Origin of the sequence: Actinoalloteichus hymeniacidonis, from assembly GCF_014203365.1 — a bacterium.
GTDB classification, from domain to species: Bacteria; Actinomycetota; Actinomycetes; order Mycobacteriales; family Pseudonocardiaceae; genus Actinoalloteichus_A; species Actinoalloteichus_A hymeniacidonis.
This window is the reverse complement of record NZ_JACHIS010000001.1, coordinates 2,483,450-2,507,971: the sequence shown is the minus strand read 5'-3', so window position 1 is coordinate 2,507,971 and position 24,522 is coordinate 2,483,450. Positions and strand designations below refer to the sequence as shown.

Here is a 24,522-nt window from a genome sequence, read left to right as displayed (position 1 = left end):
CTTCGGGCCTCGACCGTGATCGTTCACAGTGGGGGTACGGCACTCGGAGTACTGAATTGGATCGTCTAACGTAAGTCAGGCGACTGATTTAATTTTCGCCATCCCGCTGCATCAAACCCATCCTTCCTCAAGGAGGCTTCGCCATGGGCAGCTCTCGGCTGCGAACCGCCGACTCGGCCGCGCCGGCATCGGCGCCGAACGCCGTCGTCGCGGTACTCGCCTTCGCGGGCATCGTCGTCTCGCTGATGCAGACGGTCGTGATCCCGCTGGTCCCTCAGCTGCCTCGACTCTTGGACGCCACGGCGGCCGATACGGCCTGGGCGATCACCGCCACGCTGTTGGCCGCCTCGGTCTCCACCCCCACCGTGGGCAAATTGGGCGATATGTATGGCAAACGCCGAATGCTGCTGATCAGCCTGGCGCTGCTCATCACGGGATCGGTCGTCTGCGCGCTCAGCAACAGCCTCACCCCGATGATCGTGGGCCGGGCTCTCCAGGGCATGGCCTCCGGTGTGATCCCGCTGGGAATCAGCGTCATGCGCGACACGCTGCCCGCCGAACGGCTGGCCTCGGCCACAGCGATGATGAGCGCCTCCCTCGGCGTCGGCGGCGCGCTGGGACTGCCTGCGGCGGCGCTGCTGGCCGAGCGTTTCGACTGGCATGTGCTGTTCTGGCTGGCTGCGGCACTCGGTGCGATCGTGGCGGTGTTGGTGACCAGGATCGTGCCGGAGTCGCCGGTCAAGACGGGCGGACGCTTCGACCTCGTCGGGGCATTGGGTCTGTCCACCGCACTGATCTGTCTCTTACTGGTCATCTCCAAGGGTGCCGACTGGGGTTGGACGAACGGGCTGACCCTGGGCTTGACCGGTGGCGCCGTGGTGGTGCTCGCGGCGTGGGCCTGGTGGGAGCTGCGGACGACGCAACCCCTGGTGGACCTGCGCACCACCGGCAGAAGACCCGTTCTGCTGACGAACCTGGCCTCCGCTGTCTTCGGTTTCTCGATGTTCGCGATGTCCCTGGTCATGCCGCAGCTGCTGCAGCTTCCGGTGGCCACCGGTTATGGACTGGGTCAGTCGATGATGGTCGTCGGATTGGTTCTCGCACCGTCCGGCCTGGTCATGATGGCGATGGCGCCGATCTCCGCCCGCATCTCGCGGTTGGGCGGACCCAAGACGACCTTGATCGTCGGAACGCTGGTGGTCGCCATGGGTTATGGGCTCAACCTGATGTTGATGGCCGAGTTGTGGCATCTCGTGTTGGTCTCCAGCGTGATCGGCGCGGGCATCGGGCTGGCCTACGGTGCGATGCCCGCCCTCATCATGTCGGCGGTGCCGGTGTCTGAGACAGCCGCCGCCAACAGCTTCAACACCCTGATGCGCTCGATCGGCACCTCGACCTCCAGCGCCGTGGCGGGTGTCGTCCTGGCACAGATGACCATCACCCTCGGCGGGGCCGCGTTGCCCTCGCAGGACGGCTTCCGGGTCATCATGGCGATCGGCGCGGGCGCGGCACTGACCTCGGCGCTGATCGCGACCTTCATCCCCGGCAGGCGACCGGCGAGCCCGTCGTCGACACCGGAATCCGTCGCGGTCCCGGCGAAGGTCGCGGGATAGACCGCCAGGCCCGGTGATCCCGCCCCTTCGGCAGCCCGTGCCTGGGGCGGGATCACCAGCGCGGCGCAATCGAAGCCGTATTTGAGACTTCTTAAAGCGACCACGAATGCTGATCGGGTGTTCTATTCGCGCAAGTCTCACATAGGAGTTCAATGAGAAACTTGAAGGGAGCTGACCAGCGACAACGAGGAGATCCGAACATGGACGCCACCGCCCTGCGCAACCACATCTGCGAGAGCTTCGAGGGGGTCGCCATGATGGAAAACGCGGGCGACTCGTTCTTCGCCTACGACCCCGACGGTGATCTCCCGGCGCAGCGGTGGTTCCCCTTCGCCACGATCGTCACCGACGACAACTACGACACGGCGTCCCGACTGCACCGGCCGGACACCTATCGGATCAACATCGGGCTGAGCAAGACCGACTACACCGCCCGCTTCGGCAAGGCTCCCACCGAGCGGGACGAGAACGGCATGTTCGTCACCGAGTTCGATTACACGGCACTCGATCTGCTGATGCCGCACCCGGTCTACGGCGGCCAGCACTGGGTCTGTGCCCTCAATCCGGCCGACGCGAGTCTCCGCGAGGTTCACGGCCTTCTCGATGCCGCCTATCGATTCGCCGCTCGCAAGCACGCCAATCGGAAGGCCGATCCCGCAGCCTCCTGACCATGCCAGCTGACCACGGCCCCACTGCGCTTGGCCGTGGTCAGCTCCAGATCTCGCAGTGGTGGCGCGCGGCGAGATCGGTGTCGGAGACCGGTTCGGGCCCGTCGGCGGTGAAGACCATCACCTGGCCGTCCGTGTCGAAGTCCGATCGCTGATCTGATTCGCCGTGGGCGGGATCGCCGGTGGTGGCGAACCGAGCCCAGGATTCGCGTAGTCGGTCGGCTAGTGCCCGCTGCTTCTCGTCGAGCTGCAGTTCCGCTGCGGGGAGGTCGAACAGGTAGCCGATGTCCGCGCCATGCACGGCGCCCTGACCTGCGAGGTCCGATGGAATCTCACCGAACCATGAAGGGGCGGTCTCATCGGCGAACTCATAGACGTAGACCGTGCCGTGGTCGGCCATCGACCGCCAGCTCGTGAGGTTCGGACAGGCATAGCCCCGGTCGGAGATCACGTCGCCCCAGACCCGATTGGGCGTCCGTCCCTCGACCGGATAGGCCTCGATCGCCTCGGGTGTGCGCGGCCCCGCTGCCGACGCCAGGAGCCCGTCGAGGTCGGTTTGTTCCAATGGATCCGCGCCGAAGAAGGTTCCCGCGAAGTAACCGCCCTCGTCATCATTGACGCCGATCAAGATCGGCACGTCCGAGGTTCGGCCCCCGGCGATCGCGACGGCGGGGTGGTCGGGCAGCGTCGGTGTGCCCAGGGTGGGACTCCAATAGCCTGCCGCAGCCTCCGAGGTGAACTCCTCGACGGGCAGTTCCCGCAGGCAGTCCACCATCGTCTCGGGCGCCGTACAGCCGACCGATTCCGCGAAGTCGGCGCTCTGCGACGCGACGAGATCACGGGGTTTCCAGGTGTCTGCGGCCGGTCCGGCACCCGGCAGGATCGCATCGGTCACGTTGGTCTCCGAGCAGCTCCCCGATTGAAGGATCGCGCGCTGATACAGCCCGTCGGCCGAGGACGAGGCGAGCTGGGCGCACACCGAATCGGCGCCTGCGGATTGACCTGCCAGCGTCACATTCGTCGGGTCGCCACCGAAGTCGCCGATGTTGTTCTGCACCCACCGCAGCGCGGCCTGCTGGTCGAGGAGGCCGAAGTTGGCGTCGGTGCCCTCCGGACCGAGGAATCCGAGCGCACCGAGACGGTAGTTGATGGTGACCACCACGAGTGAGCCATCCACGACAAGCCGCTTCGGGTCGTAATCGCTGCCTGCGCCACCACTGAAACCGCCGCCGTGCAGCCACACCAACACCGGATGGTCGCTGGATTGCGAGGTGTCCGACGGAGCAGTGATGTTGAGGCTGAGACAGTCCTCCTCGCTGCTCGCCTCGAATGTCGGCGGGGCTGGTGCCTGGACGCAGCGCGGGCCGGGAGCGGTGGCATCGAAGGTGCCCGACCAAGATTCGGGTTCGGCGGGCGGCGCAAGGCGGGCCTCCCCCACCGGCGGAGCCGCGTAGGGGATCCCGTCGTATCGGATCACCTCACCGTCGACTCGACCCGCCAATTCGCCCTGTTCGACAACAGTCCGATCGCCGATCGGTTCGGGTTGCTCTGCGTTCGAATCCGACGCGGGTGTGCAGGCGACCGCTGCTACCAGGACCAAGGCCGTCAATCCCGCTCTGGGCAGCTGATTCCTCGTCATCATGGCCGCATCATCACAGGTCCGGGGGTACTCGTCTCGTCGAGCGGGGGTTTTGTCCCGGCGTGTACCGAATGGGTGTGGGCATCGGTTCGCCGGTCTGTGGCACCGATTGCGGCCTGACACTCGTGAGTTGCCTGCGGCGGCTGCTGTTCCCTCGCAGTCCGTCCACTGTCCGCGTTTTCCTTGTCAACGACCGTGCCATGACGCATCATGATCGCCGTGATGACACGAAAGGACGATGTCGCCACCATCTGGTGAGCGCGTCAGAAGAGCCGAGAGCCGACGAGCCCGGCGAAGAAACCGTTACCTCCTTCATCGACAGCCTCGATTCGCTGTCCTTCCCGGCCCGCATGCAGGCCATCACCGAACATGCCCGTGCTCTGTCGCACGACGACTATGTCGCGCTGCACACGGCACTGGACAACGGAACCTCCGAAGACGAACGTTTCCTCGCACTACAGCTGGCCGTGGTTCGGCGGGACCTGATCGGTGTCGAGCGAGCCCTTGCCGATCCGGTGCTGCGCCGACGAGCCCTGTCGGCGGCGATCCGATTGCCGGTGTCCGATCTCGCGTTGACCTCCGTCGTGACAATGGGCTCCCGACGCGATCGGATCGCCACGTATGGGGTGCTGCGGCTGTCGCGGCGGCGTGCGCTCGCCGATTCGCTGGTGCCGCTGGTATTGGAGCGCTACGGCCGCGTCGAGTTGGCCGAGCTGTTGGTCGCGTGTTCGGCATCCGTTGTGGCCCGTTGGTTGCCCGGGGTGGAGCCATCACCGGGTCTACTCGGACGGCTGGCCCGCACTGCACCGGAACCGGTGGCCCGTTTCCTGGCCTTCGAGATCGCGAGGCGGGAGCGCCATGCGCAGGTCTGTTGGTTGCGAGCCCGTTCGGCAGCGTTGACCGTTCTCGCCACCCGATATCCCTCGGTGCTGGCCGAGGCCACCGCTCGTTACGGGGACGCCATGCGGGCGTTGGTCCATGTCGATGCCGATTCCTACCTCGACGCCCTGTTAACTCGGCCCGCGCTGTTGATCCGCGAATTGCGCGAAGGGGAACCGGTGCACTCCCGGTCACTGGCCTTGTCCAAAGCAGCACGAACGGCCATCGCGGAGCTCCCCACGACGGAGGTCGCGGCGTTGTTGCGGCTGTTCGTCAACGGCTCGACGCGGGCGTCCGTGTTGGCGGCCGTTGCGTTGCAGGACCGGCGGAAGTGCTTCGACCTCGTCTATCCGGCGGGTGAATCCCCCATCTCGACCATGGGAGAGGAATTACGCGTGCTCCCGAGCGCCGACCGGGTCGAGTTGGCGGAACGAATTCTCTCGGCGAACACCGGTGTCCGCGACCTTGGTTGGTATCGGCTCGCCATCACCTCGGCGTTGCCCTACGACCGGGCCGAGCCGCTGTTGCGGACGGCGACCTCCAGCCATCGTTATCAGCAACGGCGTGCCGCCTGGATGGCGTTGTTGCGATGCGCCGCCGCCGAGCGTGATCCGCAGGCCTTCGCCTCGGCGGTGTGTTCGGCGGACCGCGCCTGGCATGACCAGGATCGGATTCGGTCTTCGGTGTTGCAGGTCCTCGTCGAGACACCTGCCCGGCTGTCGTCCGAGATTCCCATTCGGGTGTTCTGGGAGGCGGTGACGGCAACCGTTGGAGCCCGTGATGCGGCTCCGCGAACCTGTGATCTGCTGGCACGGTGGTTGACCAGGGAGTTGACCAGCTCGGCGTCCCGCGCGCAGGCCGATCGAGTGGTAGACCTCGGCAAGCTCCTCGCCCGGGTGTACGCCGACGAACGAACCTCGGTCGAGTTCCCGGCGAGGATTCCGCTGCCAGCGGGAAGTGTCGCTCGGCTGTGGACGGCAATACGAGAACAGGTGATCGCGGGGGTCCGAGCCCACCGATTCGACCTCGCGCTCCGCGTTGCCCGTCTCTTCGGGACACGGCTGGCGGCGGTGCCCGAGCTGGACCGACTGATCGGCGATATCGCCCGCACCGCAGTCGATTCAGCCGATCGGGCGGCTGCGGCCAACCGGTGGGTGACGGTCGACGGGCTGCGGGAGCAACGCGTCGGAGAGTTGGTCTCGCACGATCCCTCGCTCGGCATGGTCGACCGGCTCTGGGAGGTCGTGGTGACGAGACGGACGGACCTGTTGGACCGCATGTTGGCGGCGGGCCAGTCCCTTCCGCCGGTCGCCTCTGGCTGCCATGGCCGGTGGACCGCCGCCCAACGGTCGTCGATGCAGACGCGGGCGATGTCGGTGATCGAGAATCCGACCGCCGGAATCCGGGAGCGCGCGGCGGCGGTGGAACTGGTCTCCGAGGGTGCGGCGTTGCTCTCCATCGTCGAATCGGCGCCCCAACCGATCGCGGCGGCGGCATTGGAGGCACTGGGCCGGTCGGTTCCGGTGCGAATGCGGTCGGAGCAGGTGCTGCCGGTCCTCTTACGACACGCTGCTGCGGCCTCCGGTCCAGCGCCTCGTGCCGCAGTGCGTGCGCTGGGTTCCGCGGTGGATGGTCTGCCGGGGGACCTGGCGGTCGACCTGCTGCGGCCGGTCGTGCTGGATCGGAGCGGGTCACTGGGCGCGGCCAAGGAGGCGGTCCGAGTGCTGGGCGCCCGCCAGCCGGTCGGTGCGTTGGACCTGCTGGTGGAGGCTTGGGCCGATCCCGGGGTACATCGCGATCTCCGCGCGGCGATGGCGGTGGCTCTCGTGGGGTATCTCGGTACGTCGGAGAAGATCTCGGCGCTGCTGATCGAGGCTATCCGGGGACCGGCGGCCGTGCGGACGGCCGTCCTGTCCTGCGGGGCCGACTCCTTCACCGCTGATCGGCAAGGATCGTGGGCCGGTTTGCTCGCCACCGTGGTCGACGGGCTGTCACCGACCGACGATCCCGCGCTGTGCTGCGAGGTGGTGTCGGCCTACGAGCAGTGCTGGCGAACCGAGCCGCGCGCGGTGGATCGGCTATCCCGGCTGGTCGGAGCGGACGCTCCTCGGGAGGTTGCGGAGGCGGTGTGGCAACTGGTCCTGCGGACTCGGCGACCAACCGCCGTGACGGGGCTCGTCGATCGGTTGGTCGCGGACATCGGCTCGCCCGATCGTGGCGTCGCGGCGGCTGCCTGGCAGCGACTCAAGGAGATGACCAACCTCCCGATGTGGGATCGCAAGGCAATCGATCGACAGACCGTCCAGGCGCTGATCGATGGCTGCCGAGCGGTGGGAATGCAGGTCTCCGTGGCGACGCTGACGGCACGGCTGGCGGCGGATTCCCTGAGCGGGCCGCCCGATCCGGCCCTCTGGGATGAGTTGATCGCGGCGATCGACGAACGACCTGCCCGATGGCCCGGCAAGGTCATGAGGTGGGCGGGCTACGTCTCGGCGAATCTCGACACGGTGCGGGTGATCATCCGTCACCTGTTGGGTCAGGCCGGTTCAATACCCGGGCAGTTGGCTGTCGGGGTGGTCGCGCTCGGCGCGCGACAGGCCAAGCTCACCGACGAATGGATCAACCTGATCGACGACCTGACTCAGCACCAGGATCCCGATGTCCGCGAGGCTGCTCGGTCGGTTCGAGCCGACCGGTGGCTGACCGGTTAGTGCGGGTGGCGCCCCGGGCGATGTGCCCGGGGCGCCACCGAAGTCGGTGGTTACGGAGCAGGCTCGCCGAAGGGGCTGAGTTCGGTGACCGGTGTGTCGATCAAGCACTACTCGACTGGAACCGCTGGTCAGCCGAAGCTGAGATCGACGTCCTCGGCCAGACAGAATCGCAGCACCACGACCAGCTGCCGTAGGTCGTCGAGATGATGGCGCACCACGGGATCGTGGGCCTCGCGTTGCCAACGCTCGACGATCGTTTCCAACCGGGGCAGCATCGCCGCACACTGAGCGGGTGTGAGGTCGGGACCGTCGTCGTCCGGGTGGTCCAGCAACGGTGCCAGCGTGGTGACGACATCGGTCCACGGCCGATCACCGCCGAAGCCCGCCATCGCGGTCAGCGTGAACCCCTCGGCTTCGGCCAGCCGTTGCCGCAACAGGTGAAAACCGTGATGCGACCAGGAGATATCGGGACTGCTCAGGTCCCCGTCATCGGGAAACAGCACCAAGCCCATCCGGGTCTCCTTGTTCGGGCGCAGGAGCGCCCGATGAGCACTCAGACGAGATCCGGGCGTCGGATGCTTTCTGCTCCGCCGTCTACGTAGATGATCTGGCCCGTCACATGGGTGTTCTCCGGGCTCAGCAGCCAGGCGAGCAGGTTCGCGGGCGCGGCGGGCGGGGCGGCGGGGCCGTTCAGCGGTGCGGGTGCGCCTGCGGAGAGTGCCGCCCTGCCCTCCTCGGTGGCCAGCAGTTCGGCGATCATCGGGGTCTCGATGACGCCGGGGGCGACCGCGTTGAGCGGGATGGAGGCCCCGGCCCAGGCTGCGGTCGGTGCCTGGGCGCGCAGCCACAGGCTCAGGGCGCGCTTGGACGAGTTGTAGATCAGGTTGCCCGCGCCGACGGCCGCCTCGGCGGCGATCCGCTCCGAGATGGCCAGGGTTTCCTGCTCGTCGCCTGCGGACAGGGCCGCCATCAGCGACTCGTCAATCGGCTCGATGGCTGCGAGGGAGGCGACCACTGCGGCGCGCGGGGCCTCGGACTCGGCCAGCAGCGGCCGCAGCCCCTCCAGAGTGGCCACTGCGCCGAAGTAGTTGACGGCGGCGGTGGCCGGAATCGGCGCGGACAGCCCGGCAACTGCGGCGACACCGTCGATCCGGCCCCCGGTCAGCTCGGTCGCCCGGGAGACCAGCGCGGCACGCCCATCGGTGGTCTGCAGGTCGGCATCGATGTCGCTACCGCGCAGGTCCGCGCCGATGACGCGATGCCCTTCGGCGCTCAGCTTCTCCGCGAGAGTGGCCCCGATTCCGGAGGCCGCCCCGGTCACCACGTATGTGCGTGCCATTGCGCTCACTTTCCTCGCTGTGCTGCGGGCCGGCCGGCCCGCTCGGCGTCCGACCACTTCTGTTGCGGCCGCAACAACCTCACCGTATGCCGCATCGAACCCGTGTCCAATCGCGACACAGGTCGGCGCGCCCGGCCCCGCGCGCGCCGATGCGCAAGTCACCGACCCCGGGGTTCGACGAACCGGCTCGGCTCCCCCGGAGTCAACACCTCGGCCAGCTCGGCGGCCGCTTTCTTGAGCGCGGGGACCATCCAGGACTCCGCCTCGGCCGTCACCCGGCTGCTCGGCCCGGACACCGAGAGCGCTGTCGGGGTATCGCCGCCGGGGACGGCGATCGCGAAACATCGCACGCCGATCTCCTGTTCGCCCTCGTCCACCGCATAACCGCGCTCGCGGATTCCGGCGAGTTCCGCCAATACCTCGGCCTCGGTGGTCAGGGTGTTCGGGGTGTAGGCGGGCAGTCCGGTACGACCGAGGAGTGCACGGACCCGGTCGTCGGGCAGCCCGGCCAGCAATGCCTTGCCCACGCCGGTCGAATGCGGAAACACCCGGCGTCCGACCTCGGTGAACATCCGCATCTGATGACGGGACGGCACCTGCGCGACATAGACGACCATGTCGCCGTCCAGCACGGCCAGATTCGCCGTCTCCTGGACGGTCTGCTCCAGCTCGACCAGGGTCGGCCGGGCCCAGGTGGCCAGCAGCGCCGAGGCCCGATCGCCTAGACCCACCAGGCCGGGTCCCAACGCATACCGCCGGGACGGAAGTTGCCGCACGTAGCCCATGGTCGACAGCGTGCGCATCAGCCGATGTGTGGTGGGCAGGGCCAGATCGAGGCCCTCCGCGAGTTCGCTCACCCCGGCCTCCCCACCGTGCGCGGCAAGCCATTCCAGGATCGCGAACGCGCGGACCACCGATTGCACGGGACCGGGCCCGGTCTCCTCGGCCATCGATGGGCCTCCCTCGGGTGAAACGGAAAAGATCGACCACACTATCCCAGGTCATCGGTGTCGTGCCTGGAAGTTCCGACTCGGTGCCTGTGGTGTGGTGCGGTGGCTTCGAGTTCGTCGGCGACGATCGACGAGCCGTCGCTAAGATCGTCATCATCGAACGCTTCGGAGACGTCGTGCAGCACATCGACAACGTAGATCACGAACGCATCACGACCCGCTGACGGTGCAGGTCAAAAAGGGGTAAGCCCCGCGCAGGCGGGGGTGGGCCCCCGCACACGAAGCAGGCTCCCCGGATTCCCCAGTAAGCCCCGCGCAGGCGGGGGTGGGCCCTACTGGTCGTGGCGGAAAGTCGAGTGGGTCCCGTAAGCCCCGCGCAGGCGGGGGTGGGCCTTACACCAGCGCGGGCGGGAACTCCGGGGCGTTGTAAGCCCCGCGCAGGCGGGGGTGAGCCTCCTGGTCTCTTCCTGGTCATGGGTGATGATGAGTAAGCCCCACGCAGGCGGGGCGGCCGAGCACCCGAGGCAATATCTCGATCAGCCTGGTCACCCACGCCCGAACAGGCCGCGACGGACCTACCCGACCCCACTCAGTCCAGGCTGTCGTACGCCGCGACCGTCAGGAAATCCACGAACGGGTCGGTCAGGGCGACATGGCGGAACAGCGCCTCGGCGTCCGTCCACCGCCCGGCGGCGAAGGCCTCCTCGCCGATCTCCCCTCGCACCCGGTCGAGTTGTTCGGTGATGACGGTGTCGATGAGTTCCGGTGTGATGGCGGTGTCGTCCTCGAGGCGGGCCCCGGTGTGCACCCACTGCCAGATCAGGGATCGGGAGATCTCGGCGGTGGCCGCGTCCTCCATCAAACCGAAGATCGCGACGGCCCCGGAGCCACGCAGCCAGGATTCGAGGTAGCGCAGTCCGACGGCGACGTCGTTGTGCAGGCCTGCCGTGGTGACCCGGCCGGGAACGCTGGCCACGTCCAGGAGTTGCCCGGCGTCGACGTCGACGTGTTCGCAGCGGGTGTCGAGTTGGTTGGGTGCGTCGCCGAGGACGCCGTCGAAGACCTCCCGGCAGACCGGGACGAGGTCGGGGTGGGCGACCCAGGACCCGTCGAATCCGTCGCCTGCCTCGCGGGTCTTGTCCTCGCGCACCTTGGCCAGCGCAATGGCGTTGGCGTCGGGGTCCCGGCGGCTGGGAATGGCGGCGGCCATACCGCCGATGGCGTGTGCGCCGCGACGGTGGCAGGTGGTGACCAGCAGTTCGGTGTAGGCACGCATGAACGAGGTGGTCATGGTGAGTGCGCTGCGGTCGGGGAACGCCATCTTCTCGCCGTGCTCGCGGAACTTCTTGATGATGGAGAACAGGTAGTCCCAGCGGCCTGCGTTCAGGCCTGCGGAGTGGTCGCGCAGTTCGTAGAGGATCTCCTCCATCTCGAACGCGGCGGGAATGGTCTCGATGAGCACGGTGGCGCGGATGGTGCCGGTGGCCAGGCCGAGGTACTGCTCGGCGAGGGTGAACACGTCGTTCCACAGCCGCGCTTCGCGGTGTCCTTCGAGTTTCGGCAGGTAGTAGTAGGGGCCGCGACCGGCGTCGATCTGCAGGCGGCCGCAGTGCACGAGGTAGAGCGCGAAGTCGACGAGGCCGCCCGCGACCGGGGTGCCGTCGACCTCGACGTGCTTCTCGATCAGGTGCCAGCCTCGGGGGCGCACGACGATGGTCGCGATCTCCTCGCCGAGGGTGTAGGCCTTGCCCGCCTCGGAGACGAAATCCAGGGTGCCCTCCAGTGCGGCACGAAGGTTGAGCTGCCCGTCGATCATGTTGGCCCAGGACGGGGTGTTGGCATCCTCGAAGTCGGCGAGCCAGACCTTGGCGCCACTGTTGAGAGCGTTGATCGTCATCTTGCGGTCGGTGGGGCCGGTGATCTCGACCCGCCGGTCCTCAAGACCGGGCGCGGGCGGCGGGACGGTCCAGGTCGGGTCCTCGCGGATTTCCCTGGTCTCGGGCAGGAAGTCGAGGCTGCCGCCCGCCGCGAGTCGGCGTTCCCGTTCGCCGCGCTCGGCCAGCAGCGCCACCCTGGTCGGTTCGAATCGGCGATGCAGCATCTCGATCAGCTCGATCGCCTCCGGGGTGAAGACCTCGTCGACACGGTCGACTCCGGTTCCGCGAAGCGTCAAGGGCGCGGTGTCCGACATCGCTGACTCCCGTACATCGTCGTTTCGAGTGGACGACCGAGGCGGCCGTTCCCCGGCGTCTCGCCAGAGTGACACATCTTTCGCGATATGGAAACACTATTCCGAAAAGGTATTCGCCCTGGTGACACAAGGACACCACCGGCACAACCGACGGAAAACTGCGCGAAAAGCGGCGATCTTCGCGTTCGCGAATGCGTAACTGTACCTTCCGGAAGGTACAGTTACTCTCATGCGCCCCAGCTCCAAAACCCTGATCCTCGAGGCCGCGATGCGGGTGGCCGAGAACGACGGCATCACGAGCGTGACCCTGGACTCGGTGGCCGAGGCCGCCGGGCTGACCAAGGGCGGACTGCTCTACCACTTCCGCACCCGCGACGCACTGATGCTGGCGATCCAGCGTCACATCGCCGACTGCTGGGAAGAGAAACTCCTCGCCGCCTTGGGTAAGCCCGTCGAGGAGTCGACCCAGCAGGAACGTCTGGCGGCCTACACGAAGGTCTCGGTCGACGGTGCCAGCCGAGCGGATCTGGTGTTCGTCCTCGAATCGGTGGGCAAACCCGAGCTGTGCGAGCCGTGGAACACCATGATCGAACGCTGGTCACCCGACATGACCGAACTCGATCTGTTCGTCGCCTGGTTGGCGGCCGACGGACTGTGGCTGTACGAGGTCTCGATGGGCACCACGTTCTCCCCCGAACTGCGAACGGCACTGACCGAGCGCATCAGCGCGTTGGCGGCCCCTGCCGACGGTTGATCTCGAAGCACCACGACGAGATCGGCTACCGCTCGGCCACGAAGCCCCCAGGCAGAACAGCCCGGTCCCGCCCACGCCGTCACACGGCAGACAGCGGGTTCCACGGCACGCCCCGAAATCGCGCACCCATCGATGAGAACACAGGTGAACCGGTGTCAAAGGTAAGGCGTTGGCTCGTCCTCTGGACGGTGTCGGCAGGAGTGCTGTTGATCGCGGTCGACATGACCGTGCTCTATACCGCGTTGCCCACGCTCACCCATGATCTGCAGGCGACGGCTTCCGAGAAGCTGTGGATCATCAATGCCTATCCGCTGGTCATGGCGGGGTTGCTGCTGGGCGCGGGCGCCCTCGGCGACCGGGTGGGCCACAAACGGATGTTCCTGGCCGGGCTGGTCCTGTTCGGGCTGACCTCGGTGCTGGCCGCGTTCGCACCGAGCGCGGCCGTGCTCATCGCGGCGCGGGCCTTTTTGGCGGTGGGTGCGGCGGCGATGATGCCCGCCACGCTGGCGCTGATCCGCATCACCTTCACCGATCCCCGCGAGTTCGGCGTCGCGATCGGCGTCTGGGGCGGACTATCGGTCTGCGGTGTCGCCCTCGGGCCGATCGTCGGCGGCCTGCTGTTGGAGTACTTCTGGTGGGGCTCGGCGTTTCTGATCAACGTTCCGGTGGTGGCGGTGGCGATCGTCGCCACGATTTTGGTGGCGCCCGACAGCAAGGGCGATCCGGCGCACCCGTGGGATCTGATCGCCTCGCTGCAGGTGATGGTCGGCCTGGTCGGTCTGGTCTATGCCATCAAGGAGGTCACCAAGCCCGACCCCTCGATGTCTGCGACCGTGATCGCACTGGTGGTGTCGTTGATCGGGTTCTGGTTCTTCGGCCGTAGGCAACGGAAGCAGCCGTATCCGCTGATCGATTTCGGGCTGTTCCGGGACCGGCGGATTCTGACCGGCGTCATCGCGGCGAGCCTGTCGATGTTCACCGTCGCCGGGGTCCAGCTCGTCCTGACCCAGCGTTTCCAGCTGGTCTTGGAGCTCACTCCGCTGCACGCCGGGTTGATCGTCGCGGCGGAGGCCGTCGGCGCGCTGCCCGCGTCCATCGTGGCCGGGGCGTTGTTGCATCGGTGGGGCGCCAAGCTGGTGATCTCGGCAGGCATGTTGATCTCGGCGATCGGCGTCGCCAGCCTGCTGCTGGTCGTCTCCGCCGACCCGATCTACGCGACGATCGGACTGGTGGTCACCGGTGCAGGTCTCGGTGCCGCGATGGCCGCGGCATCGTCCTCGATCCTCGGTAACGCCCCCGCGCATCGGGCCGGGATGGCCTCCTCCGTCGAGGAGGTCTCCTACGAGTTCGGCAGTCTGACCGGCGTCGCGATCCTGGGCAGCGTGCTCGGGCTCGTCTACACCAGCACGGTGTCGTTGCCCGATGGTGCGGACCCGAGCGCGGCGAACAGCATCGACGATGCGCGCATCGCGGCCGCCGGGATGTCCGACGGCGAGGCTTCGGCCCTGCTCACGGCCGCGAACAGCGCCTTCGACACGGGTTACATCGTGGTGGTGGCCGTCTCCGCGGTCGCGTTGCTCGGTGCCGCAGTCCTCTCGGCCTTCCTGCTGCGTCGATCGCCGACCGGCAACGAGATGGACAAGGCCACAGCGGGCAGCGTCCACGGACACTGATCCGATGCTCGTCGGACCCGGCGTCCGCGATCGACACCGGGCCCGACGGCTCACGGACTGCTCAGCCGGTCATCCCGACCGCGACGGGCGGCGACGCGGTGGGCGGCGCCAACAACGCGCCGCCGCACAGCGTCTCGGCATAGCCGAAGACGTATCCCCTTCCGACGGACACCGGGGCGAGACCGGCGAAGTCGTCGTCCAACGCCGCCCCGAAGTCCAGGGTGGCCTCGCCTGCGAGGATCTCGGAGAACTCCACGCCGGTCACCTGCGAGGTGACCAGTTCCTCCACGGGAGGGGTATCCGATACCCAGCCAGGGAAGGTCCTGGTGTGCACGAGTGGCACGGTGTGCAGCCACGGTGGTTCGTCGAGTCGTTCGGACAGCGTCACCGACGCCTCGACGATGCGCTTGCCCCGCACCGAGAGAGTGCCGTCGTAGCGACCGTTGGTGGCGAACCGGGGTCCGGCCCGGCCCACCGACCGGGTTCGGGTCTGGTGGATCTCGCCGAACTGCTTGGGCATGCCCTGCACCCAGCCGCGCAGCATCGGCACCGCGCTGTCCACCCAGGCGTACGGGCAGCGCGCCATCACCCGATCGCCTGCCGAACAGCCCAGCAGGATGAGGAATTCGCCGAACTGGCAACGCTGTGGGTCCGTCAGCTCGGCTCCGTCGTCCGAACACCACTGCCAGTCGGCGAACACCGCCGCCGCCGCGCCCGGATCCGGGCCCAGGTCCAGGCCGGGCGGCAGGAATCGGGCCGCCCGGTCCGGGTCGACGCGGTAGTCGACCATCACCACCTCGCCCGCGAAATGCCACGGTGGCGGGGTGAGCATCGCGGAGGCTCCCGTCGGCGAGAGCGGCAGACTGTATCCGGTGGGTCCATGGTTCGGGTCGCTCATCGGTTCTGCTCCAGAGTCAGGGCCTCGGCCAGCCTGGCGCCTGCGTCGGCCAGCCGGCTCGGCGAATTGAAGCTGTAGGCCAGTCGGGCGCTCGGCGCGGACGTGGTGCCGAAGCGGGATCCCTCGGCGACGGCCACCCCCGCGCGGGCGGCGGCGGCCAGCAGATCGGTCTCCCGGTGGTCGCCTCGGCTCCACGCCCAGAGGAAATAACCGCCTGCCGGGGTGGTGAACCGCAGGACGGGATCGGTGCCGAGCCCGTCGCGCAGCGCCCCGAGCAGTGCGTCCCGCCGGGTCCGCAGTCGGGTGCGCAGCCACTCGAGATGTCGGTGGTAGTCGCCGTCGCTGATCAGCCGGGTGATCGCCAGCGAGGTGGTGTGGTTGGGTGCGCCACCGCTGACGAAGTACCCGTGTGAGACCAGGCGTTGCACCAGGGACTGCTCGGCGACCATGCAGCCCAGCCGCAGGCCCGGCCCGAGGGTCTTCGAGAAGGTCCGCAGCGCGATGACGCCGGTGAAACCCGCCATCTCCAGCAGGGTCGGCGGCCGCAACGTCGGCTCGGTCAGGCCTAGATCCGCGTAGGCGTCGTCCTCGACCACCAGCACCCCGAGGTGATGTGCCACGGCAATCAGTTCTCGTCGGCGTTCGAGTGACATGACTCGCCCGGTCGGGTTGTGGAAGGTGGGGGTGACCAGTACGAAGGCGACCCGCTGCCCACCGGAGCGTGCTTCGAGCACCGAGGATCGCAAGGCCGCCGGGTCCAGACCGTCGTCATCCGTCGGTACCTCGCGCAGCCGGAGCCCGCAGTCGGCGAGGATGCCCCGGCCGAGGTCGTAACCGGTCTGCTCGACCAACACCACATCGCCGGGGTCGGCGAGTCCCGTGGCGATCAGGTGCAACGCGTGTGAGGTGCCCGCCGTGGACAGCACGTGTTCCGGTCCACAGGCGGGGCTCACCAGGGATGCCATGACCTCTCGGAATTCCACGGCGCCCTGGTTGTCTCCGTAGCTCAGCGCTGCGGAACCGAATTCGGCTAGAGCATCGCGGTACGCACCTCGCAGCAGGTCCACCGGCAACAGATCGGGGTCCAGATAGCCGGGGACGAGATCGATCAGCTCGGGCGGCCCCATCGACTGCACCACCCCGAGCTGCCAGCGGCGGCGGTGCGACAGCGGTCCCGCGGTGGAGGACGGCTCGGTCGAGGGCGCGGCCGCCGCCCGGTCATCCGCCGGGTCGGCGCCCATCGGCAGGCCGGTGGTCATCGGGAGTCGAGAAGCACGGAGCGCAGCGCCTTGGTCAGCGCGGCGACCGTGGCGGTGGGCCTGGCCAGCGCGATCCGCAGGCTGTGATCGCCCTCATCGGGTCGGGCCCAGTGGAATTTCTGGCACGGCAGGGCGAACACGTTCTGATCGCGCAGCGCCGCCCACACGTCCAGGGCCGACCGCTTGCCGAGGTCGATCCGCTCGACGCTGGCCTTGGAATCGGGATCGATGATCCGCACCTCGGGCAGCCCCGCCAGCGCGCCGCGCAACTGGGCCCGGTTTCCCGCGATGAAGCGGTGCAGATCGGCCAGGCCACCGCCGGCGGCGTCCTCGGAGAACCGGCGGACCATGGACAGCACCAGCGGTGACACGCCGAGCAGGATGTCGGAGTAGATCCTGGCCAACGGCAGTCCGGCGTGCGCGGAGGACACCAGCCAACCGATCTTCAGTTCCAGGGTGGGCCACAGTTTCCCGGTGTCCTCGATGACGACCCAGCGGCAGCCACTGGCGTTGAGCACCGCGTAGTGGTCGTAGTGCGCGGCCGGGTCGAAACCCCGGAACGAGGTGTCCAGGGTGAGCAGGACGTCGAGCTCGGCACACAGCGCGGCGAGTTCGGCGAGGCGCTGTTGGGACAGCACTCGGCCGGTCGGGTTGTTCGGGGTGGTGACGAAGACGCAGCCGACGGACCGCAGCTGTTCGCGGTCGATGGTGCCCGCGTGCAGTGGTTCCTCCTCCAGCGGCACCAATCGCAGGCCGACACCGCGCAGGATGTCGGGGATGTTGTCGAAGGTCGGGTGGACCAGCATGATCGAGTCGGTGACGGTGGCCAGCGATCTGGCGAAGATCTCCATCGCCACCGACGAGGAGTAGCAGCTGAGCACCTGGCTGTCGGCCGCCCGGTAGTCGCGCTGGCCGAGCAGTTCGAAGTAGGCGCGGTGCGCGGCGGCCTCCACCTCCTCCACCGGACGTTTCACCGAATCCGCCCAGAGCGCCGGGAGTTCGTCGATGATCCCGGCCTGTCCGGGGGTGAGTTCCTGGCGGGCGTGCCCATCGGCCAGATTGAGCGGATTGTTCAATGCCAGATACTCGAATTGGGTGAGATTTCCGAGACTGCGATCAGACGATGTCGCGTGCGTCGTCATCACAAGCACCTAACGTGAGAGTAGTGGGACGAACGTGCTTGGAGCGACCGGGCGCAGCGAGAAATCATTGTCGAACCACTGCGAACGGCCCACTCACCGGCATTTATTCGAAAGCTGCCGGGACGTTGGAGAGCGTATCCACAATGGACGGAATAGGACACCGAGTTGAATTTGCAGGAAAGGGGCGACTCAGTCCGAGGTGGTGGGCGCGGCCAGTCGGGCCGCGCCCTCGGGGTTCGGACGCAGCGAGACGGGCAGGCTGCTGTAGCCGGTGAGCATCGTGGAGTGGATGCGCACGGGTGTGCCCTGCAGCGCGATGTCGGCGACCGCCGTGCGCAGCACCTCGAACAGGGTGCTCAACTCGATCCTGGTCAGATAGGCCCCGAGGCAGAAGTGCTGGCCGTGCCCGAAGGTCAGGTGGTTGTTCGGGGTGCGGGCCAGGTCGAAGCGCTCCGGCTGGTCGAATACCGCTTCGTCGTGGTTGGCGGCGATGTTCCACAGCGTCACCACGTCACCGGCCTTGATCTCGGTGTCGTGCAGGACCACATCGGACTTCACGCTGCGGCCCATGTACATCGTCGGGGAGGTCCAACGCAGCACCTCCTCGACGGCGCTGTCGACCTCGACCAGACCATCGCGCAACGCCGCCCACTGCTCGGGGTTCTCGATGAACGCGAGCACCCCGCCGATCATCGACAGTCGGGTGGTCTCGTTGCCGCCCAGGATCAGGCTGTAGCAGTTGAGGATGATCTCGTCCTCTTCCAGCAGTTTCCCGTCGACCTCGCTGGTGGCCAGCAGGCTGATGACGTCGGAGTGCGGGGTGTCCCGACGCTGCCTGGCCAGCCCGGCGAAATAGGTGAGGATCTCGTTCACGGCGAGCCAGTTCTCCGAACCGTGGGCGGCCGAGGTCCATTCGAGGATGCGGGCGCGGTCGACGTCGGGCACCGCGAGCAGATCGCAGATGGTCGCCAGCGGAATGGCCGAGGCCACGTCGGCGGCGAAGTCGACGCTGCCCGCTCGCGCGGCGTCGAGCACCAGGCGGCGCACCGAGGCCTGCAGGCGTTCGACCACCACGCGCAGGGCACGGGGAGCGAAGGCCCGCAGCAGTACCCGTCGAAGCTCGCGGTGTCGTGGTCCGTCGGTCACCACCAGCATTCGGCCGGAGGCCGAGTCGCCGCCATGCAGCAGGGTGTCGAGCATGTTGCCCCGCTCCGAGGTGAAGTGCTCGGTGTCGCGGTAGACCGCGAGCAGGTCGGCGTGTCGGCTCAACACCCAGAACCCGCCTGTCTGCGCGGTGCCCGGATGCCGATACACCGGTTGCTCGTGGCGTAGGTGCCGCCAGAAGTCGGTGAGGTCGTTGGCCAGGAACGTGTCGGGGTCCGCCAGATCGATCATCGACGCTGTTTCCCCGCGAACCGCATGGTGATTCGTCATCTACGTTTCGATCCTCACCGAAGAATGACTGCCTGCGGACCGCAGAAGTCCCTTATTCGTTGTTCTACCGAAGAACCGGCAACGCGGACAACGAGGTTTCCCGAGTTGGAAACCGGCAAGCTGACCCGCCCGGTTTCCGCTCCATTCAAGCGAGTTGAGCGGGATGGGCCCGCGGATCATTCTCGGATCTCACGCGACGATAGCGCTCGAAGGTGACTGGGGAAGAAGGCTCATGACGCAGACTCGGTCGACCGACCATCGTGGGCACAGCGCAACCGAGAACGCGCCGGTATTCACCCGGAGGACCGTGCCCGCCGCCAATCGGATTCCCGCCGCCCAACGCAGCCAACGCATGCGGCAGCCCGGTTTCGGGCGGGTGCTGACCGAGCACATGGTCACCATCCGCTGGTCGGCGGACCTGGGGTGGCATGACGCCCGGCTCGATCCGTACCAGGACCTCCGCTTGGACCCGGCTTCGGTCGGCCTGCATCACGGGCAGATCGTCTTCGAGGGGCTGAAGGCGTACTCGCAACCCGATGGCGGTGTCGGGGTGTTCCGTCCCGACCTGGCCTCGGAACGGCTGCGGCGCTCCGCTCGCAGGCTGGCCATGCCGGAGTTGCCGGAATCGTTGTTCCTCGCCGCCATCACCGAACTCGTCGGCGCCGACCGCGACTGGGTGCCGGCCACGGTGGGCAGCAGCCTCTACCTGCGGCCGGTGCTGTTGGCGACGGAGTCCGATCTGGGTCTGCGGCCTGCCAGGGAGTATCTGTTCCTGCTGATCGCGTTCGTGACGGACAACTTCTTCCCCGGCGAGGTCTCCCCGCTGACCGTGTGGGTCAGTGGGGACTACGTGCGTGCCGCGCCCGGTGGCACCGGTGAGGCCAAGACCCCCGGCAACTACGCGGGGAGTCTGCTGCCCGCGCAGGAGGCCAAGGCCCGTGGTTGCGACCAGGTGGTGTGGTTGGACGCGGTGGAACGGCGGTGGATCGAGGAACTGGGCGGGATGAACCTGTTCTTCGTCTACGGGCCGCCGGATTCACCGAGGCTGATCACGCCGCCACTGGGCGGCACGATCCTGCCGGGCGTGACCCGAGACGCACTGATCACGTTGGCCCGCGGCTCGGGCTACGCGGTCGACGAACAACCGTTGAGCATCACCGAGTGGCGTAGCGCCGCCGAGGACGGCTCGATGGCGGAGACCTTCGCCTGCGGCACCGCCGCCGTGGTCGCCCCGGTGGGCACGGTGCGCTCCACCGAGGGCGAGTGGCAGGTGGGCGGCGGCGTATCGGGCCCGGTGACGCTGGGGCTACGTCGCGCGCTGGTCGACATCCAACACGGGCTCAGCCCCGACCACCACGGATGGGTGTTCCCCGTTCGATAACCGAGTGGAATTCAAGGAGTGCGCAAGATGACGATCCGCGACAGGGAAACGGTTCTGGACACCGACGTCCGAGAGGTGGTCGCCGATGCGGCGGGCGCCGCTGCACTGCTGGAGATCGGGGATCGACTCGGCCTGGTGCCCCATATCGAGAATGGGCAGGCGGTGACCGTCGCCGGCCTCGCCGAGGAGACCCTGGTGCCCCCGGAGGGCGTGGCGAAATACCTGGAGGCGATGACCTCCGCCGGGATCATGTCGGAGTCGACCGAGTTGCCCGGCACGTTCACCGTCGCCGACGACTTCGACCAGATCCGGTACGAGTCCGGGTATCTCTCCTGGGCACTCAACGCCAACCGTCCGTTCGTCAACAACGCACTCGAGTTCCTGCGCGATCCCCGTGCGGCGGGCAAGCGGCACACCCGGGACGGCAGGCAGGTCGCGGTCGCCTCGGAGTGGATGGGTTCCAAGGCGTTCTACCCGGTGGCGTTGGAGACCATCCTGAAGGCGCGGCCGTCCCACGTCGTCGACCTCGGCGCGGGCACCGCTCGGTTGCTCATCGAGATCCTGGGGCAGCTTCCGGAGACCACCGCGGTGGCCTTGGATCTGGACGGACCCTCCTGCAAGGAGGCGCAGGCCGCCGCCGAGCGCGCCGGGATGTCCGACCGACTGACCGTGGTGGAGCGGTCGATCCAGTCGGTGGCCGAGGACGCAGGCCCGGTCGCCGGGGCCGACGTGGTGCACGCCGGTTTCGTCTTCCACGACATGATGCCGGAGGAGGAGGACGTCGCCGACGGTGTGTTGGCCAACTGCCGCGATGCGTTGCGGCCCGGCGGGATCATGGCGATCACCGAGGCGGTCCCGTTCGTGCAGAACGTCCGAGAGCGGCGGTTCAGCGCCATCGTGACCTACTACCACCAGCAGTTCATGCGGCGCAGGCTGCTCACCGAGCAGGAGTGGACCGCCAAGCTGCTGCAGGCGGGATTCTCCGAGGTGGAGTGTGTGCCGCACCGCTTCCCGACCGGCAGGTTGTTCATCGCCAAGAAGAAGTGATCCGGGCCTCGGGCGCCGTGTCCCTGCGGGGGCACGGCGCCCGAGCCGTTGGTACCGGTGCCGCTCCGGGGTGGTTCCGCTGTGCCGCCAGCATGGCGCGCACACCGCGCTGCCGCTGTGCGCTCCTCGGTTCGGCCGCGGCCACCGAGTTGCCGCGCTCCCCAGAGCTCCCCTCCGGAGCACAGCACAGACGACAGGCCGCGTGCAGAAGGACCCGGCCACCGCATCGGTCGGTGGCCGGGCCCGCGTGCGAACCCAGTGGTCAGTCGCCGGTTCGCCCCGGCTTGTCGAGAGTGGGCAGCGTGGGGAAGCGGCGCAGGTCCGGGCTGAAGGTGCTGACCAGCGCGACCACCGCGAGCGCACCGCCACACAGCAACAACGCGTTGGCGCTGTTGCCGCCGAAGCCGATCAGCATCGCGCCCAGCATCGGGCCGAGGGCGTTGGCGCCGCCGACGCAGACGCCGACGATGCCGCTGAGACGGCCGCGCAGCTCGTCCGGGGTGACCAGCATCTGGTAGGTCATGATCGTGGTGGCCGCCAGCGGAACGAAGAACGCGGTCGCCCCGAGCACCAGCCCCAAGGGCAGGCCCGGCGGTACGAGCGCCATCACCGCGGTCAGCACGGCGCCCACCCAGGAGAAGCCGATCACGATCACCGAGGACGGCAACAGCGGGAGCACCCGGGAGGCCATGCTCGCGCCGAGGATTCCGCCGCCGCCGAAGAAGGCCATCATCAGGCCGACCTCGCCGGGTGCCACGTCACCCTCGCCGGAGGCCGCGAGCACCACGATCACCAGCGCACCGAAGCAGAGTTGGTTGAACACCAGCCACACCAGCGTGGTCAACACCGCGCGGTTGCCCAGTGCCCAACGGAATCCGTCGGCGACCTCCCGCCGCACGCCGGTCCGGTCGGGTTCGGCGGGCGGCGAATCCGCAGTCGAACCGGCGTCGGGTGTGGTGCGCTTCGATCGCGGCAGGACGAGGAAGACCAGTGCCACGAAGGAACCGGTCAACAGCACCACGGTCAGCGCGAAGGGCAGCATCTCGTGGAAGCCGAACACGAATCCGGTGGCGGCCGGACCCAGCAGGTTCGCGATATGCGGGCGCGCGGTGTTGCGGGCGATCGCGGTGGAGAGCTGCGATCGGTGCACCACTCGGGGCAGTGCGGCGTCCTCGGCGGGTGCGAAGACCGAACCGACGACTCCCTCGATCACGGCGACCGCCAGGACCAACGGCAGCGAATAGGCACCGCCGAGCAGTGTCGCGGCGAGTGCGCCCATCGCGAGCGCACGTAACCCCTGACACCACAGCATCACCTTCTTGCGGTCCCAGCGGTCGGCGATCACACCGGCCGGGACGTTGGCCAGCATGCGCGCGGTGGCCAACACCGACGAGACCAAGCCCAGTTGGAACGCCGATCCGGACACGGCCAGGATCAGCAGCGGCAGTCCGATCGCGACGATGGCGCTGCTGAGTTCCGAGAGCAACAGGCTCGACCACAGGATGTGGTAGTTGCGATTCCGGGACAGCGGCAGCGGCGGCGCCTCGGACGGCGGTGTCGCCGCTGCGGTACTGGTGGACTCGGCGGTGGCAGCCGGATCGGCCTCGGTACTCGCCTCGCGAACCGGTTCAACCATGGCGTCGCGCCAACCTTCCGGAGATCTGGAGCGCCACCACGGTCTCGGAGTCCTCGCCCGGCACGAATCGTCCGGTGTGGACCATGCCGCCGCCGTCGATCTCGCGCATGGTGAACAGCAGACCGTCGTAGCAGGTCAGCCGCGCATACGGTGCGCCGCCGACGCATAACCGCAGCTCGCCGTCGGCTGCGGTGTCGAGCACGAACTCCGTGTCACCGTTGACATACCGGCCGAGGCACTCCGGTGGGGCGGGCACCGGTGCCCCGGGATCGGGCAGGGTGGAGTAGGAGTGGCTGCCGACGTCGAGTCCGGCCTTGCGGAGTTCCTCGACCAGTTCCTCCCACATCGCCAGTCCGGTGTTGGCGTTGGCCGTGAAGCCGATCGCCGTCGCGCTGTCCGGGTGGAAGCGCAGGTGGCAGGAGGTGCCGCCCCCGGTACCGTCATGGCCGTACCAGGTGTGGCCGCCCCGGGAGTAGATCGACCAGCCGAGGCTCCAGCCGTCGGCCATGCCGAAGGGCCCGACACGCAGGCCCTCGGTCTGGTCCTCGCGCATCCAACGCGCGGTCCGTTCCCCGATCGGAGAGTGAGCCCCGGGTAGGTGTGCCGAGGCGAAGGCCACGAGGTCGGCGGCGCTCAGGGCGAGTGCGCCCGCGGGTTCCTCCACGAGTGGCAGTGGCTGGTCGGCGATCGGCAGTGGCGAGCCGCCCGAGGCGCGCACGGCGTGCCCGGTGATCGGGTTGCGGTCCGTCCGTTGATCGGCCGGGCCGACCACGAAAGCAGGTCGGATTCCGTCGGGCCGCAACAGGATGTCGGTGACCGCCTCCCACCAGGGCATTCCGGTGTGCTCCTCGATGAGGTGGCCGATGAGGAGATAGCCGAGGTTGGAGTAGGAGAAGGCGGTGCCCGGCGGATTCGCCAGGGCGTTCGCCGTGCGGTCCACGGCGAGCCAGCGCGTGCGCGAGCCCGACTCGACGTTGTCGACGGTCACCGAGGACACCAGTCCCCCGGTGTGGGCAAGCACCCGGCGCAGGGTCACGCCGGGCAGCGTCAGACCGGGCAGGGTGTCGTCGAGGTCGATATCGCCATCGGCCACCAGCAGCATGGCCAGGGTCGCGGTGAAGGGCTTGGTCAGCGAGCCGAGCGGGAACGCCGAGTCGGCGACCACCGCCCGGCGACTGCCCACGGTCTCGACACCGAACTCCGTGGTGCGCAGCTCCTCGCCCCGTCGCACGACGAGCTGCGCGCCCGGCACCCGATGCCGTTCGGCCAGGTAGGCCACCAAGGCCGGTAACTGGGTCAGGTCCACGG

General features: G+C 68.1%; 18 protein-coding genes. 7 read left to right on the top strand and 11 right to left on the bottom strand.

Annotated features, from left to right (window positions below):
• Window positions 1–143 precede the first annotated feature (143 nt).
• Window positions 144–1,613 carry an MFS transporter gene (locus BKA25_RS10940; RefSeq protein WP_069850104.1) on the top strand — a complete coding sequence of 490 codons (1,470 nt, stop codon included), beginning with the start codon at window positions 144–146 and terminating at the stop codon, window positions 1,611–1,613.
• Between the two features lie 200 nt (window positions 1,614–1,813).
• Window positions 1,814–2,281, top strand: a complete 468-nt coding sequence (locus tag BKA25_RS10935; protein ID WP_069850106.1) for a DUF6194 family protein — start codon at window positions 1,814–1,816, stop codon at window positions 2,279–2,281.
• Window positions 2,282–2,321: 40 nt separating this feature from the next.
• Here BKA25_RS10935 and BKA25_RS10930 read toward each other — a convergent pair whose 3' ends face one another.
• Complete coding sequence (locus tag BKA25_RS10930) at window positions 2,322–3,923, bottom strand: carboxylesterase/lipase family protein (RefSeq protein WP_069850108.1); 1,602 nt, start codon at window positions 3,921–3,923, stop codon at window positions 2,322–2,324.
• Between the two features lie 251 nt (window positions 3,924–4,174).
• Between BKA25_RS10930 and BKA25_RS10925 the strand changes: the two genes are divergently transcribed.
• On the top strand, window positions 4,175–7,510 hold the full coding sequence (locus BKA25_RS10925) for a hypothetical protein (RefSeq protein ID WP_157421124.1): 3,336 nt from the start codon (window positions 4,175–4,177) through the stop codon (window positions 7,508–7,510).
• A 128-nt stretch (window positions 7,511–7,638) separates the two neighbouring features.
• On the opposite strand, the gene BKA25_RS10920 is transcribed toward BKA25_RS10925, so the two are convergent.
• From BKA25_RS10920 to aceB, 4 genes are all read right to left on the bottom strand, one after another.
• Window positions 7,639–8,022 (bottom strand): hypothetical protein, encoded by a 384-nt coding sequence (locus BKA25_RS10920; RefSeq protein WP_069850112.1) that lies wholly within the window; start codon window positions 8,020–8,022, stop codon window positions 7,639–7,641.
• 41 nt (window positions 8,023–8,063) lie between these two features.
• Window positions 8,064–8,849 carry an SDR family oxidoreductase gene (locus BKA25_RS10915; RefSeq protein WP_069850114.1) on the bottom strand — a complete coding sequence of 262 codons (786 nt, stop codon included), beginning with the start codon at window positions 8,847–8,849 and terminating at the stop codon, window positions 8,064–8,066.
• Between the two features lie 158 nt (window positions 8,850–9,007).
• Window positions 9,008–9,799 carry an IclR family transcriptional regulator gene (locus tag BKA25_RS10910; protein ID WP_069850116.1) on the bottom strand — a complete coding sequence of 264 codons (792 nt, stop codon included), beginning with the start codon at window positions 9,797–9,799 and terminating at the stop codon, window positions 9,008–9,010.
• Between the two features lie 589 nt (window positions 9,800–10,388).
• Window positions 10,389–11,990: a malate synthase A gene (gene aceB / locus BKA25_RS10905; protein WP_069850118.1), complete on the bottom strand. Its 1,602-nt coding sequence runs from the start codon at window positions 11,988–11,990 to the stop codon at window positions 10,389–10,391.
• 229 nt (window positions 11,991–12,219) lie between these two features.
• On the opposite strand from aceB, the gene BKA25_RS10900 reads away from it, so the two are divergent.
• On the top strand, window positions 12,220–12,744 hold the full coding sequence (locus tag BKA25_RS10900; RefSeq protein WP_069850120.1) for a TetR/AcrR family transcriptional regulator: 525 nt from the start codon (window positions 12,220–12,222) through the stop codon (window positions 12,742–12,744).
• Between the two features lie 152 nt (window positions 12,745–12,896).
• Window positions 12,897–14,417, top strand: a complete 1,521-nt coding sequence (locus BKA25_RS10895) for an MFS transporter (RefSeq protein WP_069850122.1) — start codon at window positions 12,897–12,899, stop codon at window positions 14,415–14,417.
• Window positions 14,418–14,478: 61 nt separating this feature from the next.
• Here the strand turns inward: BKA25_RS10895 and mppR are convergent, their stop codons facing one another.
• The 4 genes from mppR to BKA25_RS10875 form a co-directional block, all read right to left on the bottom strand.
• Window positions 14,479–15,315: an enduracididine biosynthesis enzyme MppR gene (gene mppR / locus BKA25_RS10890; RefSeq protein WP_069850124.1), complete on the bottom strand. Its 837-nt coding sequence runs from the start codon at window positions 15,313–15,315 to the stop codon at window positions 14,479–14,481.
• Window positions 15,312–16,574, bottom strand: coding sequence for an aminotransferase-like domain-containing protein (locus tag BKA25_RS10885; RefSeq protein WP_084643099.1), 1,263 nt, complete (start codon window positions 16,572–16,574; stop codon window positions 15,312–15,314). Before BKA25_RS10885 ends, mppR begins: the two co-directional genes overlap by 4 nt.
• Window positions 16,571–17,716 (bottom strand): enduracididine biosynthesis enzyme MppP, encoded by a 1,146-nt coding sequence (gene mppP, locus BKA25_RS10880; RefSeq protein WP_069850126.1) that lies wholly within the window; start codon window positions 17,714–17,716, stop codon window positions 16,571–16,573. Before mppP ends, BKA25_RS10885 begins: the two co-directional genes overlap by 4 nt.
• Window positions 17,717–17,905: 189 nt before the next feature.
• Window positions 17,906–19,150: a cytochrome P450 gene (locus tag BKA25_RS10875; protein ID WP_069850128.1), complete on the bottom strand. Its 1,245-nt coding sequence runs from the start codon at window positions 19,148–19,150 to the stop codon at window positions 17,906–17,908.
• Between the two features lie 232 nt (window positions 19,151–19,382).
• Here BKA25_RS10875 and BKA25_RS10870 point away from each other — a divergent pair, with 232 nt between their 5' ends.
• Both BKA25_RS10870 and BKA25_RS10865 read left to right on the top strand, forming a co-directional pair.
• Window positions 19,383–20,531, top strand: coding sequence for a branched-chain amino acid aminotransferase (locus tag BKA25_RS10870; RefSeq protein ID WP_084643101.1), 1,149 nt, complete (start codon window positions 19,383–19,385; stop codon window positions 20,529–20,531).
• 27 nt (window positions 20,532–20,558) lie between these two features.
• Window positions 20,559–21,578 (top strand): class I SAM-dependent methyltransferase, encoded by a 1,020-nt coding sequence (locus BKA25_RS10865; protein WP_069853781.1) that lies wholly within the window; start codon window positions 20,559–20,561, stop codon window positions 21,576–21,578.
• 262 nt (window positions 21,579–21,840) lie between these two features.
• Here BKA25_RS10865 and BKA25_RS10860 read toward each other — a convergent pair whose 3' ends face one another.
• Complete coding sequence (locus BKA25_RS10860; protein WP_084643103.1) at window positions 21,841–23,214, bottom strand: MFS transporter; 1,374 nt, start codon at window positions 23,212–23,214, stop codon at window positions 21,841–21,843.
• Window positions 23,207–24,520, bottom strand: coding sequence for a serine hydrolase domain-containing protein (locus tag BKA25_RS10855; RefSeq protein WP_172803813.1), 1,314 nt, complete (start codon window positions 24,518–24,520; stop codon window positions 23,207–23,209). The genes BKA25_RS10860 and BKA25_RS10855 overlap by 8 nt, the downstream gene beginning before the upstream one ends.
• Window positions 24,521–24,522 lie beyond the last annotated feature (2 nt).

What these genes read in the sequence shown, in the direction of transcription:
- BKA25_RS10900 (WP_069850120.1), top strand. Translation starts at nt 12,220, where the DNA reads ATGCGCCCCAGCTCCAAAACCCTGATCCTCGAGGCCGCGATGCGGGTG.
- BKA25_RS10935 (WP_069850106.1), top strand. Translation starts at nt 1,814, where the DNA reads ATGGACGCCACCGCCCTGCGCAACCACATCTGCGAGAGCTTCGAGGGG.
- BKA25_RS10910 (WP_069850116.1), bottom strand. Translation starts at nt 9,799, where the DNA reads ATGGCCGAGGAGACCGGGCCCGGTCCCGTGCAATCGGTGGTCCGCGCG.
- mppP (WP_069850126.1), bottom strand. Translation starts at nt 17,716, where the DNA reads ATGACGACGCACGCGACATCGTCTGATCGCAGTCTCGGAAATCTCACC.
- BKA25_RS10915 (WP_069850114.1), bottom strand. Translation starts at nt 8,849, where the DNA reads ATGGCACGCACATACGTGGTGACCGGGGCGGCCTCCGGAATCGGGGCC.
- BKA25_RS10875 (WP_069850128.1), bottom strand. Translation starts at nt 19,150, where the DNA reads ATGACGAATCACCATGCGGTTCGCGGGGAAACAGCGTCGATGATCGAT.
- BKA25_RS10885 (WP_084643099.1), bottom strand. Translation starts at nt 16,574, where the DNA reads ATGACCACCGGCCTGCCGATGGGCGCCGACCCGGCGGATGACCGGGCG.
- mppR (WP_069850124.1), bottom strand. Translation starts at nt 15,315, where the DNA reads ATGAGCGACCCGAACCATGGACCCACCGGATACAGTCTGCCGCTCTCG.
- BKA25_RS10920 (WP_069850112.1), bottom strand. Translation starts at nt 8,022, where the DNA reads ATGGGCTTGGTGCTGTTTCCCGATGACGGGGACCTGAGCAGTCCCGAT.
- BKA25_RS10930 (WP_069850108.1), bottom strand. Translation starts at nt 3,923, where the DNA reads ATGATGACGAGGAATCAGCTGCCCAGAGCGGGATTGACGGCCTTGGTC.
- BKA25_RS10860 (WP_084643103.1), bottom strand. Translation starts at nt 23,214, where the DNA reads ATGGTTGAACCGGTTCGCGAGGCGAGTACCGAGGCCGATCCGGCTGCC.
- aceB (WP_069850118.1), bottom strand. Translation starts at nt 11,990, where the DNA reads ATGTCGGACACCGCGCCCTTGACGCTTCGCGGAACCGGAGTCGACCGT.
- BKA25_RS10940 (WP_069850104.1), top strand. Translation starts at nt 144, where the DNA reads ATGGGCAGCTCTCGGCTGCGAACCGCCGACTCGGCCGCGCCGGCATCG.
- BKA25_RS10865 (WP_069853781.1), top strand. Translation starts at nt 20,559, where the DNA reads ATGACGATCCGCGACAGGGAAACGGTTCTGGACACCGACGTCCGAGAG.
- BKA25_RS10870 (WP_084643101.1), top strand. Translation starts at nt 19,383, where the DNA reads ATGACGCAGACTCGGTCGACCGACCATCGTGGGCACAGCGCAACCGAG.